Genomic DNA, 13166 nt, shown 5'->3' on the forward strand with positions numbered 1-13166 from the left:
GATCGCGAAATGGCTGAAATAATCAACCGCAAGAAAGCCCTGGCCGTCAGTCCGCTGAAGGCCAGCCAGACCATGGGCGCCGCGCTGGCCTTCCTGGGCATGCAACGCAGCATGCCGCTGATGCACGGTTCGGCAGGATGCACGGCATTTGCCAAGGTGTTTTTCGTGCGGCATTTCCGCGAACCCGTGCCGTTGCAAACCACGGCGATGGAACAGGTCAGCTCGGTCATGGGGGCCGACGAAAACATCGTCGAGGCATTGAAGACCCTCTGCGAAAAGCAACATCCGGCGATCATCGGGCTGGTCAGCACTGGCCTGGCGGAAACCCAGGGTTGCGACATGACGCGGGCGGTGCATGAGTTTCGTCGCGACTATGACGAATACAACAACGTGGCGGTGGTCCCCGTGAGTGCCCCGGATTTCAGCGGCTGTTTCGAGAGCGGCTTCGCAGCGGCGGTGAAAGCCATTATCGAAACCCTGATTCCGGATGAGAAGGGTCGCGCCGGTCAACGCCCGCGCCAGGTCAACGTCCTGTGTTCGGCCAACCTGACGCCGGGCGACCTGGAATTTATCGGCGACAGTATCGAAAGTTTCGGGCTGCACTCGCTGCTGATTCCCGATCTGTCCGGCTCGCTGGATGGGCACCTGGACGATGCCGATTTCAACCCGCTGACCACGGGCGGCCTGAGCCTGGCCGACCTGACGACCGCGCCGCAGAGTGTTGCGACGTTGGTTGTCGGGCAGAGCCTGCATGGCGCTGCCGATGCTCTGGCGACGCGTACCGGTGTACCGGATTGGCGCTTTGGTTTGCTGGTCGGGCTGGACGCGGTGGATAGTTGGCTGATGGCGCTGGCCAAGATCAGCGGCAACCCGGTTGCCGAGCGTTGGCAGCGCCACCGTCGACAATTGCAGGACTGCATGCTCGATACCCACTTTATGCTCGGCGATGCGCGGGTGGCGATTGCCGCCGACCCGGATCTGTTGCTCGGTTTCGATGCGTTGCTGCGCGGTATGGGCGCACGCACGGTGAGCGCGGTAGTGCCAGCCCGTTCGGCTTCGCTGGCTCAATCGCCCTTGGCGCAGATCCAGGTCGGCGATCTCGAAGACCTTGAGCACAGCGCTCGCGAACAGCAGGCGCAATTGGTCCTGGGCAACAGCCATGCACTCGATTGCGCCGGTCGCCTCAATGTACCCCTGCTGCGCATGGGTTTTCCGCAGTACGACTTGATGGGTGGCTTTCAACGCTGCTGGCTGGGTTATCGCGGCACCAGCCAGATACTGTTCGATATCGCCAACCTGCTGACCGAACATCACCCGAGCATCGCCGCATATCACTCGATTTACGCACAGAAGTCCCCTGACGAACGTAACCAGAAGAGGCACTGAGCTATGACTAGCCCTATTCGACAATTGCAAGTGCTTGATGCCGAGGATGACGGCACGTTGCTCAAGGTAGCCTTTGCCTCGTCTGATCGCGATCAGGTCGATCAGCATTTTGGCTCCTCGCGCGCCTTCGTCATCTATGGCGTCAACCAGGAGCGGGCGCAGCTGTTATCGCTCGCTGAGTTCGACGATCAGGAGCAGGAGCAGGACGGCAACGAAGACAAGCTGCTCAGCAAGCTCGATTTGCTTGAAGGCTGCATCGCTGTGTATTGCCGTGCGTGTGGTGCATCGGCAGTGCGGCAGCTGCTGGCCATCGGCGTGCAACCGGTAAAGGTCGGCGAATTCGCGCGCATCGGCGAGCTGATTCAGGCGCTTCAGGCGGAACTTCGCGAAGGTCCCTCTACCTGGCTGGCAAAAGCGATTCAACGTATCCAGCCTGGAGGCCAGCAGCGTTTCGATGCCATGGCCGCCGAAGGTTGGGATGAGTAGGGAACCCCCTCGGGGCACAACCATCGGATGAGGAAACAACTATGTACGAAGAGCCGCAACAGCCACAGTTGCTGAGCGAAAGTGATCCGGCGCTGCAACAACCGATCATTCGGCAAATGGTGGTGCAGCTACGTGCCATGGACAGCTACGGCACCTACGACACCTGGACCGACGCCCGCGTGCTGGACCCAATTATTCTGAACAAGGAGCGGCGCCGCGCTATCCCGGTAGTCGGTGATCCGGACGAGACCACGTTGGCGCGGGTGAAAGCCTATTACAACGCCATCGCCCAGATGATCGAACGCGAAACCGGCTTGATGGCTATGCCAATGATCAATATCAGCCATGAGGGTTTTGGCCGTGCACTGATTCTGGTTGGCAAGCTGGTGGCGCTGGACAAGGTGCTGCGTGACGTCCACCGCTTCGGCTTCGAGTCCCTCGACGCGTTGATCGCTGAGTCCGAGAAGGCGCTGGGCATAGCCTCTCAATTGATCAGCGATAACCGCAGCGTGGCTGAGCTCTGAGGACACAGGCATGACTGAAGACGAACTGAAAGCGTTGAACAGGGAAGTTAGCCAGAAGAAACGCATTGCCAGCGACTGGGCCGGGCAAATTCACGACCTGGTCGAGGATCGCCTGCTCAGTGCTTATGCAGAGCTGCCAGAACTGGCGCGGCACACCCACCAGGCCTGCCTGGACTGGGCGCAGGCCAAGGCACGGCTGGACCAGGCCACGGCGTCTTGAGATTACAGGTCAACACCCTCCGGCTACGGTCGGCATGTGGGTTCAATGCGTCGGCAGGAGATAAGGCATGACTGGAGCAATCACCGGGCTTACCCGGGGCGGGGCCGACTGGACGCCGCAATTCATTACCGCCCTGGATGCACAAAAGTGCATCGGTTGCGGACGTTGCTACAAGGTCTGTCCACGGGACGTCTTCACCTTGGTGGAGCGGGGCAGTGTGGTCGAGGCAGATGATGATTATGACGACGATGATGAAATGCAGGTCATGACTATTCACGATGGTCTGGACTGCATCGGTTGCACGTCCTGCTCCAGGGTTTGCCCCAAGCAGTGTCACTCCCACCAACCCGCAGCGGCCTGACAGATTACTGAAGGTAAGGAGCGATCATGGCCAAACACGATTTTCATATTTTTGTCTGTACCCAGCGCCGCGGTGAGGGACACCCGCGTGGCAGTTGCGGCGCCAAGGGCGGCGAGCAGGTGTTCGATGCGTTCGCCCAGGCGCTGATCCGTCGCAACCTGCAAGGGCGCATTGCGTTGACCGGCACCAGTTGTCTGGGCCCGTGTCAGGCTGGCGCCAATGTGCTGATCTATCCTGGCTCGTTAATGTACAGCTGGGTCGAGCCGCAAGATGCTGAACTAATCGTCCAGCAGCACTTGGTGGAAGGTACTCCCTACGCGGACAAACTCACCCCGGCAGAGCTCTGGTAAGGCGATGGCGGATATCGGGTGCCGCCTCTTTTTAGAGCGTACCCGATCTTTCGATGAGGATATTTTCTGATGATGTCGCTCGACCACATACTGCAAAAGGCCCAGCCCTTGAAGAGCAAACGGCGTCTGTTGCCGGCGCTGGGCGAATGAACGCGCTCTACGATTGGCTGCTTGGCAGCAGTACGCAGGTCGCGACGGTGCAACGCGTTTGCCTGGGCCTGAATTGGACGTTGGCCGAAGTGGCCGATCAACAGGGTTTTGCCTTTAGCCCCCGACAAGTGCTGCGTACCTTGAGCTGGGCAGGCACGCTGCGCGGTCAGCCCAGCGACCAACTGCGGCGTTGGCTGTTGTCGTGGAATGACGCTGAGGCGGCGGTGGGTCTGGCCGTGCTCAATGCCTGCATCAATACCGCCAGTGGCTGCGCTGGGCAGGCCACGCCGCTGTGCAGCGACACGGTGCCGGGCCATCTGCGAGTGTTCAGCCATTTCGGCCCACGCCTGAAAGGGCAGCGCGTCGCGGTGATCGGTCATTACCCCGGCCTCGAACAGCTTTGGCACGGCGTCGAATATGACTGTCTCGAACGTCAGGTGCAGGAGGGCGATCTGCCTGACAGTGCCGCTGAATACCTGCTGCCGCAGGCGGACTGGGTGTTCGTCAGTGCCAGCAGCATCGCTAACAAAACCTTGCCGCGTTTGTTGGAATTGTCGCGCGATGCCCAGGTGGTCCTGATGGGGCCGAGCCTGCCATGGCTACGGGACTGGAGTCGCTTCGGCGTGAACTACCTGGCGGGTGTGCGCGTACTGGACGGCATGGCCGCGCAGCAAGTCGTCACCGAAGGCGGCGGCACCCGGCTGTTCGCGGGTCCCGTCGAATACGCACTGCTTGAGTTATGACCATGAGCCACGAGCACCCTCTGAACTGGCGCATGGTGTTGTGCCACAAACATCCGGTCAGCGCACGCCTGCACTTTCTTATTCCGCAAGGTGAAGGTGTCGTGCTGCCACTGCCGTTACCACCGCTTGCGGTATTTGCCAAAGGCGCAGTGGATAACCCGATACAGGCCCATCCCGCCAGTGCGCTGCGGCATGTTCAACAGGATCTGGGAATCCTCCAGGCACTGCAATTTGTCGGTGAGTTCCAGGTCAGTCTGGAAGTGCCGGGTATCCTCCTGCCGGTCTACCTCGTCGCGCTGGCGGGCTATGACCTTTGTTCGCCGGCCGTGGGCACCCGCTGGATCGAGCTGACGCAAAGCATCGGCATGCCGTGGCTTGACCGCGAGCTGTTACGCCGGGCCTATGAGGTACTGATAGGCTAGATGACGGCGGTAAACCGCACCGTGGTTCAGCCTGGATAGACGCGTGGATCTGTCCAGGCTGGCTGTGGCGGTTCTCAGCAGCGCAGCAGTGCCTTGCCCAGCTTGACAGAGAGCTGCTCTTCGATGAACTGCGGCTCATTAGGCGGATACAGCTCAACTTCGTCGATGGCGAAGCCGTGTTCTTTGCCCAGCGCGATTAACTCGCGAACCTTCTCGCAGGTCTTCAATTTTTCGGCCAGCTCCTGGTCCGCTTTGGCGTTTTCCGAAAAAGCTTTTATTTCCTTGATGGACATTACTGTTCTCTCTGTAGCAGTTGACGGAGTGCAAGGCAAAACGCGCCTCGCAATACTCTGTTTGCAACATTGATGCCTCTCAGTGGCCCTGTTAAATCAATAGGTTGCGTGAAAGCGCTTGTCACATTGGCGACAATCGAACAAAGCCCGACACGACAACCCGACAGTTCCACGGTCTGCGCTGATGGTGGGTGCGAGGGCGCGTAATTGCGCGTGGGGCGATTGTAGTAATGCCGACAATGGCGCGGTTCGTTATGGTGTTATGTATATAAGTAAACAATCATGTGCTGAAAATAACCCTTAATCATTGGCGGGTAGCCTGCTGGCATGAAAAGTGCGTTTTAAATATATCTGTATACCTGCCTATATAGATTGAGCGCTGAAACACAGGTAAAGAAGTGCTTGCGTTTATATAAGTGATAATTATTATCAATACGCGAATTCTGCCAGCCGAGGTGAATGATCATGCTTCAATTACTACCCTCTTCAGCGCCACCACTGGATAGCTTTGCCTTTGCTCGCGATGGCTTCGTGTTGCAACGCAATTGTCTGTCGCCGACGCTTATCGACCAGCAGGCAGCAGCCGTGGCGACTTACCTACTGCGCAGTGACCCTATTCGCAAGGCTGGCGCACGCGCCCATCCGGAAATCCTGCGTCGCCGCCAGGCCTACGAGTGCCGGACCGGTGGCGTGATGACGTTGGTCCACCATGAGCGTTTGCTTGTGACGCTGCATATGCTGGCGGGCGAGCGCAGTTTTCCGGTGGGCATTGGATCACCGGAGAGCACCCAGGAATTACGCACCTGCCATGCGTGCATTGCCAACGGCGGCAGTCCGCACATGACGGCCTGGATTGCGTTGCGCTCGATTACCGTTGAGGCCGGTCTGAGCGTCTTGCCGGGCAGCCATACCGACAACCGGCAATGCCTGGAGCGCCTGTTGGCCGAAGATCCGGCGTTGGCCGAGAATCTTCAACAGATGCGCGAGGAGGGCGCCAGCCTGGAGCAATGGCAGGCACTGGAAAACCGTCTGTTGGAGGGTATGCGAGCCCGACACGTGCAGGCCGCGGGTCAAGGCCTGCGCTTGCTGGCGCTACGCAAGGGCGATGTACTGATTCAGCAACAGGGTTTGTTGGTCAATGCCCCGCATCTCGACAGCCGCAGCTGCCTGGTGGTGCGTTACAGCGCCACACAGTTGCACCGTAATCACTATTTCAGTGATAGCAGTTCTGTAGTGGGCTGAGCCGAATAGAGATCCAGTGTCGTTAGCCGCCAAAACAACAGCGCAGCGAGAGTCAACATGCCCAGCCCGGCAACGGCGAATGCGGCCTGCACCGATAACTGGGCCGCCAGGCCACCGGCAAGCAGGCTGCCAAGCGGCATGCTGCCGACGTAGGCCATGCCATGCAGGGCCATGACCCGGCCGCGCAATGCATCCGTCACCAGGCTCTGCAGCGCAATGCCGCTGGACGTGACGCAAGCGACCAAACCTGCCCCTGCGGCTACCATCAACGGCCAGGCCAGCCACAGATGCCGATTGCAGGCAAAGCCCAGGCAACTGAGGCCAAATAGCAACGCACCGCCAGCCATAAACGTTTCCAGCCGCCACTGATTGCGACGTGCGGCCAGCAGCAGCGTGGCGAGCAGGGCGCCGAACCCGGAGGCGCCGAGCAACTGACCAAGGCCGGCCGGATCGAGTGCGAAGATATCCCGCGCATAAACCGGCAACAGGGCCATGAAGGGCGCGAGGCACAGGCTGCTGATGCCGGCCGTGAGCAAAAGCCAGCGCGCCGGGCGTGTCTCGCGCAGCCAGCGTAACGCTTGATCCAGGCCCGCCTGAGCAGGCGCACTCACAGGCGAATCCATGGCTGACATTCGCCACAGACTGTAGATCGCAGCCAAATAACTCAGAGCATTCAGGGCAAAGCACGCCGTTGCGCCGTAGTGGGCGAACAGCAGCCCGGCCATGGGTGGGCCGATCAGCCGGGCAGCGTTGAACGACAGCGCGTTCAGGGCCAGGGCGTTGTCGCGCAGGTCGCGGTTGCCGATCAGCGCACCGAGCAGCGCCTGGCGCACTGGAATCTCCATGGCATTCAACAGGCCCGTCCCCAGGGATGCGGCCAGCAGCAAGCCGATTCCCGGCTCATAGCTGACGCTCGACAATGCCAGGCCGCTGGCCAGCAATAAGCCAAACGCATTGCAGGCCAGCAGGAGCGGGCGTCGCGGATGCCGGTCGGCCAGCATGCCGGCATAAGAGCCCAACACCAGCAGCGGCAGTTGGCCGAACGCTACCACCAACGCGAGCATCCAGACCGATCCGCTCTGCGCGTAGGTCAGCCAGGACAGCACGATTTGCTGAGACCAGTTGCCGATCTGGGAAATACCCTGACCAATGAAGTAGCGGCGATAGCCTGCATGGCCAAGCGCACGAAAGGTATGTCGGAGCATGGCTGACCCTGGCAGAGGACGGTTCGACAGCGATTGCGAAATCAATTGCAAAGTGCGCGCCATAGAGTCGCCAGGGCCGTGTTACACGGGTTTGCGCCGCGCCTTGCGATAGAGGAAAAGGTACACCCCCGGGTTTTGTCACGAAGCCGACATGATGGGGTGGTGGTCTTGTTCGCTACAGCCCAATGGTCAGGCCTGTATTTTTCATCTCGTTGATTTATAAGAAGTTATTAGTTATTTCTGGCGTGGCACCGGCTTTGCATTTGCTGTGTTGTGAGGTTGGCCCAAGAGCAACGCAAGCCGAGGAGATACGCTAATGATCATCATGACAGACAGCGCAATGGCCGCAGTCGGCCGCTTTATCAGCAGCAACGCCAAGCCGGTCGCCGGACTGCGCATCCGTGTCGAAGGCGGTGGCTGCTCGGGGTTGAAATACAGTTTGAAACTTGAAGAAAACGAAGGCGCCGAGGACCAGAAGGTCGACTGCGGCGGTATTACCTTGCTCATCGACGAGGCCAGCAGTGCACTGCTGGGCGGCGTGACCATGGACTTCATTGAGGGCATGGAAGGTAGCGGCTTTACCTTCGCCAACCCGAACGCCAGCAGCAGCTGCGGCTGCGGAAAATCCTTCGCCTGCTAGGCGCCCCTGTGGCCGTCGGCAGTGCCGACAGTCCAGGACTCACCGAGAGATTAGCCGTTATGTGGGATTATTCGGAAAAAGTCAAAGAGCACTTCTACAACCCCAAAAATGCCGGAGCGGTGGTCGAGTCCAACGCTATTGGCGATGTTGGGTCGCTCAGTTGCGGTGACGCCCTGCGCCTGACGCTCAAGGTCGATCCCGAGACCGACGTGATTGTCGACGCCGGTTTTCAAACCTTCGGTTGCGGCTCGGCCATAGCGTCCTCTTCGGCGCTGACCGAAATGGTCAAAGGGCTTACGCTCGACGAAGCCTTGAAGATCAGCAACCAGAACATCGCCGATTACCTGGACGGCCTGCCGCCGGAAAAGATGCACTGTTCGGTGATGGGGCGTGAAGCCCTGCGCGCAGCGGTGTCCAACTACCGTGGCGAAGCGCTGGAAGATGACCATGAAGAAGGCGCGCTGATCTGCAAGTGCTTCGCGGTGGATGAGGTGATGGTGCGTGACACTATTCGCGCCAATAACTTGTCCAGCGTCGAGGATGTGACCAACTACACCAAGGCCGGTGGCGGCTGTTCGTCTTGCCATGAAGGCATCGAACGCATCCTCACTGAAGAACTGACGGCGCGTGGCGAATCCTTCGTGGCTGCACCGACCAAGGCCAAGCCACGCAAGAAAACCCAGCTGGTTACGTTGGATGAGTCCACCTTTGCGCCTGCCCAGGCGTCGGTGCCGCAGGCCGAGCCAGCCGCCATACCGGACGCGGGCAAGATGACTAACCTGCAACGCATCCGTCGTATCGAGAGGGTGCTCGAATCCATCCGGCCAACCTTGCAGCGTGATCATGGCGATGTCGAATTGTTGGATGTGGACGGCAAGAACGTTTACGTCAAGTTGACGGGCGCCTGCACCGGTTGTCAGTTGGCCAGCACGACCCTGAGCGGCATCCAGCAGCGGTTGATCGAGGAGCTCGGAGAGTTCGTCAAGGTGATACCGGTCAGCGCTACGACCCAAAAGGCGGGGGTGTGAGATGAACGATATCTATCTGGACAACAATGCGACTACCCGGGTGGACGATGAAGTGGTGCAGGCGATGCTGCCGTACTTCACCGAGCAATTTGGCAACCCTTCTTCAATGCACAACTTCGGCAACCGCGTCGGCCTTGCATTGAAGCAGGCCCGGCAGAGTGTGCAAAAGCTACTCGGTGCCGAGCACGATTCGGAAATCATCTTTACCTCGTGCGGTACCGAGTCCGACTCCACCGCCATTCTCTCCGCGATCAGAGCTCAGCCAGAGCGCAAGACCATCATCACCACGACGGTTGAACATCCGGCAATTCTCAGCCTGTGCGACCACCTCGCCACCGAGGGTTACACCGTCCACAAACTCAAGGTCGACAAACGCGGCCGTTTGAATTTGGACGAGTACGCCAACCTGTTGAGCGACGATGTGGCCGTGGTGTCGGTGATGTGGGCCAACAACGAGACGGGCACGTTGTGCCCCGTCGAGGAGATGGCGCTGATGGCCGATGAAGCTGGCGTGATGTTCCATACCGATGCGGTGCAGGCCGCTGGCAAGCTGCCGTTGAACTTGCAGAATTCAGCGATTCACATGCTCTCGCTGTCCGGCCACAAGCTGCACGCACCCAAGGGCATCGGCGTCCTTTACCTGCGTCGCGGCACGCGCTTCCGTCCATTGCTGCGCGGCGGGCATCAAGAACGTGGTCGCCGCGCTGGCACCGAGAACGCCGCCTCCGTCGTAGGTCTGGGTGTGGCGGCCGAACGTGCCTTGCAGTTCATGGCGCACGAGAACACCGAGGTCAAGCGCCTGCGCGACAAGCTTGAAGCCGGCATCCTGGCCGTGGTGCCTTACGCCTTCGTCACCGGCGACCCCAGCAACCGTCTGCCCAATACCGCGAACATCGCATTCGAGTTTATCGAGGGCGAGGCCATTCTCTTGCTGTTGAACAAGGTCGGTATTGCCGCTTCCAGCGGTTCGGCCTGCACCTCCGGTTCGTTAGAGCCTTCACATGTCATGCGTGCCATGGACATTCCGTACACGGCCGCCCACGGCACGGTGCGTTTCTCGCTGTCGCGCTACACCACCGAAGCGGAAATCGAGCATGTGATTCGCGAGATGCCACCCATCGTGGAGCGGCTGCGCAAGCTCTCGCCCTATTGGAATGGCACCGGTCCGGCGCAGGAAGCTGATCAGGGTTTTTCCCCGGTCTACGCCTGACCTGTCGTCCCGGCGCTCGGTAACAGGCGTTTCGCAACAGCCATGGGCTGGAGGATGTTATGAGCAGCGTGATCATTGATGACACTACATTGCGCGACGGCGAGCAAAGCGCCGGCGTGGCTTTCAATGCCGAAGAGAAGATCGCGATCGCTGTTGCTCTGGCCAAAATCGGTGTGACGGAGATGGAAATCGGCATCCCGAGCATGGGCGATGAGGAACTCGACGTCATGCGCGCCATCGTCGGGCTGGGTCTGCCGGCTCGCCTGCTGGCCTGGTGTCGACTGTGCGATACCGATCTGCACGCGGCGCTGGCCAGTGGCGTGGGCATGGTCGATTTGTCGCTGCCGGTGTCCGACTTGATGCTGCACCATAAACTTGCCCGTGACCGCAGCTGGGCTATTGCTGAAGTGGTGCGCCTGGTCGGCAAGGCCCGCGCTGCAGGGCTGGAAGTTTGCCTGGGGTGCGAGGACGCTTCGCGGGCTGATCCTGAGTTCATTATCAGGGTGGCCGAGGCGGCTCAGATGGCCGGTGCCCAGCGCCTGCGCTTTGCCGACACGGTCGGGGTGATGGAACCCTTTGGCATGTACGAGCGCTTCAGTTTTCTGCACCAGCGTCTGGACATGGAGCTGGAAGTGCACGCCCACGATGATTTTGGCCTGGCCACCGCCAACACACTGGCCGCAGTCAAGGGTGGGGCCACGCACATTAACACCACGGTCAACGGCCTGGGCGAACGCGCGGGTAACGCGGCGCTGGAGGAGTGCGCTCTGGCGCTGGAGCAACTGCATGGCATCGATACCGGTATCGACATGCTGGGCCTTCCGGCGATTTCCGCACTGGTGGAAGAAGCCTCGGGGCGTAAAGTCGCCTGGCAAAAGAGCATCGTCGGCGCCGGGGTGTTCACCCACGAGGCAGGTATTCATGTCGACGGGTTGCTCAAGCACCGCAGCAACTATGAAGGTCTGAACCCTGACCAGCTCGGTCGCAGTCACAGTCTGGTGCTTGGCAAGCATTCGGGTACACGCATGGTCGAAGCCAGTTACCTGGCCCTTGGCATCCAGTTGCAGGCCGGGGAGAGCAATATGCTGCTCAGCTGTATTCGTGCCTTTTCCACCCGGACCAAGCGCAGCCCGCTAACCAGCGATTTGCAGACCTTGTACCGCCAGGTCTGCGAAGACGGCGCGCTGCTGTTTGGAGGTCTGAAGTGAGCCTGCTTGGCGAGTGGCGCGAAGATCTTGGCTGCGTATTTCAGCGCGACCCGGCAGCGCGCTCGACACTGGAAGTGCTCACCACTTACCCAGGCCTGCACGCGATCATGCTCTATCGCGTCGGCCATCGCCTATGGCTGCATGAATGGCGCTACCTGGCCCGGCTGCTGTCCTTTTTCGCAAGGCTGGTCAGCAATGTAGATATCCATCCGGGCGCGAAAATCGGCTCGCGTTTTTTCATCGACCATGGCGCAGGTGTGGTGATCGGTGAAACCGCCGAGATTGGCCAAGACGTGACGCTCTACCACGGCGTGACGCTTGGTGGCACCAGTTGGCACAAAGGCAAACGCCACCCGACGCTGGGCGATGGTGTGCTGGTCGGGGCGGGGGCGAAAATTCTCGGCCCGATCACCATCGGCGATAACGCCAGGGTCGGCGCCAATTCGGTGGTGGTCGGGGATGTACCCGCTGGCTGCACGGTGGTAGGCATTCCCGGCAAGGTAGTTCGCCTGCATGAAGCGGGTCGGCTCAACCCCTATGGTATTGACCTGGACCATCATCTGATCCCGGACCCGGTGGGCAAGGCCATCGCCTGTCTGCTGGAGCGCATCGACAGCCTTGAACGCAAAGTCGAAGCCGGTGGGCTGCTGGCACGTGGCAGCCAGGAGCAGTTTTATCAACACTGCGACCCGGACAACGAGATCTGCGAGAGCGACTGCCCTGGCGCAGCCGTCGCGCAGGCCAAGGTTTCGGTCGGCCGACGCGCCACTGTCAGCCCGCTGGTCAAGTGAGGACCATGCCCATGGATCTGCAGGATTTTGATGGTGACGGGCTTTATTTCGACGAGCCTCAGAGTGAGGAAGTTGCAGGCTGTATGCAGGCCGCCGCCGAGCAATACAGCGAGGGCTCGGCTGAGCAGCCGTTGCTGCGCGCACTGGCGCTGGCACCGCACGACCTCAACGTAATGGTGGGGTTGTACCGTTTTTACTACTACCAGCACCGCTATCAGGAGGCATTGAGCATCTCCTCACAGGTCATGGCCAGCGTCCGACCGAGGCTTGCGCTGCCATCGGTGTGGCGTGACATCCAACCTGCGGATCTGGTCACGGCGGCGCAGCACGGTGTCGGTTTGTTGCGCTTCTATTTGTTGGCGCTCAAGGGCGCCGGTTACCTGTGCTTGCGCCTCGGCCATTTCGAACACGGCAAAGCAATCCTCTCCAAGGTCGCCGAGCTAGACACTGAAAACCGTCTGGGTGCCCGGCTGCTGCTTGAGGTACTGGAGGCGCGCAACGCTCAGATCATTCCCTTTCCCACTGCGGCCACCGCGGAGATACGACCATGACCGAAGCCTTTGATGTCAATGCTGGACTGACCCTCAAGGAGGCCATAGAGGAACTGGTATCTGCCGAGGACTTCCTCGAATTGTTCGGCGTGCCTTATGAACAGAAAATCGTCCACGTCAATCGCCTGCACATCATGCAGCGTTACCACGACTACCTGAGCAAGGCGGGTGGGTTGGACCACCACAGCGACACCGTCTGCCTGGCCATTTACCGTCAGTTGCTCGGCCGTGCTTATGACGATTTTGTGGTGTCCGATGCGCAGACCGAAAAAGTATTCAAGGTTTTCCGCATGAATGAGCCGCAGACGACCTTTGTCTCCATTGACCAATTGCTGGGGTAAACCTGGGAGGGGAGC

Annotated in this window: 18 protein-coding genes; 16 read left to right on the plus strand and 2 right to left on the minus strand. The window is 60.1% G+C overall.

Features of this window, described 5'->3' with window-relative positions; translation table 11 throughout:
• The first annotated feature begins 9 nt into the window (after positions 1–9).
• From nifN to AC1ME2_RS26580, 8 genes are all read left to right on the plus strand, one after another.
• On the plus strand, positions 10–1386 hold the full coding sequence (nifN, locus tag AC1ME2_RS26545; protein WP_480438178.1) for a nitrogenase iron-molybdenum cofactor biosynthesis protein NifN: 1377 nt from the start codon (positions 10–12) through the stop codon (positions 1384–1386).
• A 3-nt stretch (positions 1387–1389) separates the two neighbouring features.
• Positions 1390–1872, plus strand: a complete 483-nt coding sequence (locus tag AC1ME2_RS26550; RefSeq protein ID WP_480438180.1) for a NifB/NifX family molybdenum-iron cluster-binding protein — start codon at positions 1390–1392, stop codon at positions 1870–1872.
• A 41-nt stretch (positions 1873–1913) separates the two neighbouring features.
• Positions 1914–2396 carry a NifX-associated nitrogen fixation protein gene (locus AC1ME2_RS26555; RefSeq protein WP_480438181.1) on the plus strand — a complete coding sequence of 161 codons (483 nt, stop codon included), beginning with the start codon at positions 1914–1916 and terminating at the stop codon, positions 2394–2396.
• Positions 2397–2406: 10 nt separating this feature from the next.
• Complete coding sequence (locus tag AC1ME2_RS26560) at positions 2407–2616, plus strand: CCE_0567 family metalloprotein (protein ID WP_480438182.1); 210 nt, start codon at positions 2407–2409, stop codon at positions 2614–2616.
• 67 nt (positions 2617–2683) lie between these two features.
• Entirely contained in the window at positions 2684–2977 is a 294-nt protein-coding gene (fdxB, locus tag AC1ME2_RS26565) for a ferredoxin III, nif-specific (protein ID WP_480438183.1), read from the plus strand.
• A 26-nt stretch (positions 2978–3003) separates the two neighbouring features.
• On the plus strand, positions 3004–3327 hold the full coding sequence (locus AC1ME2_RS26570; RefSeq protein ID WP_480438185.1) for a 2Fe-2S ferredoxin: 324 nt from the start codon (positions 3004–3006) through the stop codon (positions 3325–3327).
• A 146-nt stretch (positions 3328–3473) separates the two neighbouring features.
• Complete coding sequence (locus AC1ME2_RS26575; RefSeq protein ID WP_480438187.1) at positions 3474–4220, plus strand: Rossmann-like domain-containing protein; 747 nt, start codon at positions 3474–3476, stop codon at positions 4218–4220.
• A gap of 2 nt (positions 4221–4222) precedes the next feature.
• Positions 4223–4642, plus strand: a complete 420-nt coding sequence (locus tag AC1ME2_RS26580) for a hypothetical protein (protein WP_480438188.1) — start codon at positions 4223–4225, stop codon at positions 4640–4642.
• Positions 4643–4716: 74 nt separating this feature from the next.
• Here the strand turns inward: AC1ME2_RS26580 and AC1ME2_RS26585 are convergent, their stop codons facing one another.
• Positions 4717–4935: a Nif11-like leader peptide family natural product precursor gene (locus AC1ME2_RS26585; protein ID WP_480438190.1), complete on the minus strand. Its 219-nt coding sequence runs from the start codon at positions 4933–4935 to the stop codon at positions 4717–4719.
• Between the two features lie 465 nt (positions 4936–5400).
• On the opposite strand from AC1ME2_RS26585, the gene AC1ME2_RS26590 reads away from it, so the two are divergent.
• Positions 5401–6177, plus strand: a complete 777-nt coding sequence (locus AC1ME2_RS26590) for a phytanoyl-CoA dioxygenase family protein (protein ID WP_480438191.1) — start codon at positions 5401–5403, stop codon at positions 6175–6177.
• Here AC1ME2_RS26590 and AC1ME2_RS26595 read toward each other — a convergent pair.
• Complete coding sequence (locus AC1ME2_RS26595; protein WP_480438192.1) at positions 6144–7382, minus strand: MFS transporter; 1239 nt, start codon at positions 7380–7382, stop codon at positions 6144–6146. The two genes, AC1ME2_RS26590 and AC1ME2_RS26595, sit on opposite strands and share 34 nt — an antisense overlap.
• A 316-nt stretch (positions 7383–7698) precedes the next feature.
• Between AC1ME2_RS26595 and AC1ME2_RS26600 the strand changes: the two genes are divergently transcribed.
• Genes AC1ME2_RS26600 through nifW form a run of 7 tightly spaced genes read left to right on the plus strand, consistent with a single transcriptional unit; the run spans position 7699 to position 13151 of the window.
• Positions 7699–8022, plus strand: a complete 324-nt coding sequence (locus tag AC1ME2_RS26600) for a HesB/IscA family protein (RefSeq protein ID WP_480438194.1) — start codon at positions 7699–7701, stop codon at positions 8020–8022.
• Between the two features lie 59 nt (positions 8023–8081).
• Entirely contained in the window at positions 8082–9050 is a 969-nt protein-coding gene (nifU, locus tag AC1ME2_RS26605; protein ID WP_480438196.1) for a Fe-S cluster assembly protein NifU, read from the plus strand.
• 1 nt (position 9051) lies between these two features.
• Entirely contained in the window at positions 9052–10260 is a 1209-nt protein-coding gene (gene nifS, locus AC1ME2_RS26610) for a cysteine desulfurase NifS (protein WP_480438197.1), read from the plus strand.
• A gap of 59 nt (positions 10261–10319) precedes the next feature.
• Entirely contained in the window at positions 10320–11468 is a 1149-nt protein-coding gene (gene nifV / locus AC1ME2_RS26615) for a homocitrate synthase (RefSeq protein WP_480438199.1), read from the plus strand.
• On the plus strand, positions 11465–12259 hold the full coding sequence (gene cysE, locus AC1ME2_RS26620; RefSeq protein ID WP_480438200.1) for a serine O-acetyltransferase: 795 nt from the start codon (positions 11465–11467) through the stop codon (positions 12257–12259). Before nifV ends, cysE begins: the two co-directional genes overlap by 4 nt.
• An 11-nt stretch (positions 12260–12270) precedes the next feature.
• Positions 12271–12810 (plus strand): hypothetical protein, encoded by a 540-nt coding sequence (locus AC1ME2_RS26625; RefSeq protein ID WP_480438201.1) that lies wholly within the window; start codon positions 12271–12273, stop codon positions 12808–12810.
• On the plus strand, positions 12807–13151 hold the full coding sequence (gene nifW, locus AC1ME2_RS26630) for a nitrogenase-stabilizing/protective protein NifW (RefSeq protein ID WP_480438203.1): 345 nt from the start codon (positions 12807–12809) through the stop codon (positions 13149–13151). Before AC1ME2_RS26625 ends, nifW begins: the two co-directional genes overlap by 4 nt.
• The last annotated feature ends 15 nt before the right edge of the window (positions 13152–13166 follow it).

The sequence above is a fragment of the Pseudomonas sp. ASL9 genome (assembly GCF_056680335.1).

Bases quoted from the DNA above. Each gene is read 5' to 3' on its own strand.
- nifN (WP_480438178.1), top strand. From the start codon at position 10: ATGGCTGAAATAATCAACCGCAAGAAAGCCCTGGCCGTCAGTCCGCTG.
- AC1ME2_RS26550 (WP_480438180.1), top strand. From the start codon at position 1,390: ATGACTAGCCCTATTCGACAATTGCAAGTGCTTGATGCCGAGGATGAC.
- AC1ME2_RS26555 (WP_480438181.1), top strand. From the start codon at position 1,914: ATGTACGAAGAGCCGCAACAGCCACAGTTGCTGAGCGAAAGTGATCCG.
- AC1ME2_RS26560 (WP_480438182.1), top strand. From the start codon at position 2,407: ATGACTGAAGACGAACTGAAAGCGTTGAACAGGGAAGTTAGCCAGAAG.
- fdxB (WP_480438183.1), top strand. From the start codon at position 2,684: ATGACTGGAGCAATCACCGGGCTTACCCGGGGCGGGGCCGACTGGACG.
- AC1ME2_RS26570 (WP_480438185.1), top strand. From the start codon at position 3,004: ATGGCCAAACACGATTTTCATATTTTTGTCTGTACCCAGCGCCGCGGT.
- AC1ME2_RS26575 (WP_480438187.1), top strand. From the start codon at position 3,474: ATGAACGCGCTCTACGATTGGCTGCTTGGCAGCAGTACGCAGGTCGCG.
- AC1ME2_RS26580 (WP_480438188.1), top strand. From the start codon at position 4,223: ATGAGCCACGAGCACCCTCTGAACTGGCGCATGGTGTTGTGCCACAAA.
- AC1ME2_RS26585 (WP_480438190.1), bottom strand. From the start codon at position 4,935: ATGTCCATCAAGGAAATAAAAGCTTTTTCGGAAAACGCCAAAGCGGAC.
- AC1ME2_RS26590 (WP_480438191.1), top strand. From the start codon at position 5,401: ATGCTTCAATTACTACCCTCTTCAGCGCCACCACTGGATAGCTTTGCC.
- AC1ME2_RS26595 (WP_480438192.1), bottom strand. From the start codon at position 7,382: ATGCTCCGACATACCTTTCGTGCGCTTGGCCATGCAGGCTATCGCCGC.
- AC1ME2_RS26600 (WP_480438194.1), top strand. From the start codon at position 7,699: ATGATCATCATGACAGACAGCGCAATGGCCGCAGTCGGCCGCTTTATC.
- nifU (WP_480438196.1), top strand. From the start codon at position 8,082: ATGTGGGATTATTCGGAAAAAGTCAAAGAGCACTTCTACAACCCCAAA.
- nifS (WP_480438197.1), top strand. From the start codon at position 9,052: ATGAACGATATCTATCTGGACAACAATGCGACTACCCGGGTGGACGAT.
- nifV (WP_480438199.1), top strand. From the start codon at position 10,320: ATGAGCAGCGTGATCATTGATGACACTACATTGCGCGACGGCGAGCAA.
- AC1ME2_RS26625 (WP_480438201.1), top strand. From the start codon at position 12,271: ATGGATCTGCAGGATTTTGATGGTGACGGGCTTTATTTCGACGAGCCT.
- nifW (WP_480438203.1), top strand. From the start codon at position 12,807: ATGACCGAAGCCTTTGATGTCAATGCTGGACTGACCCTCAAGGAGGCC.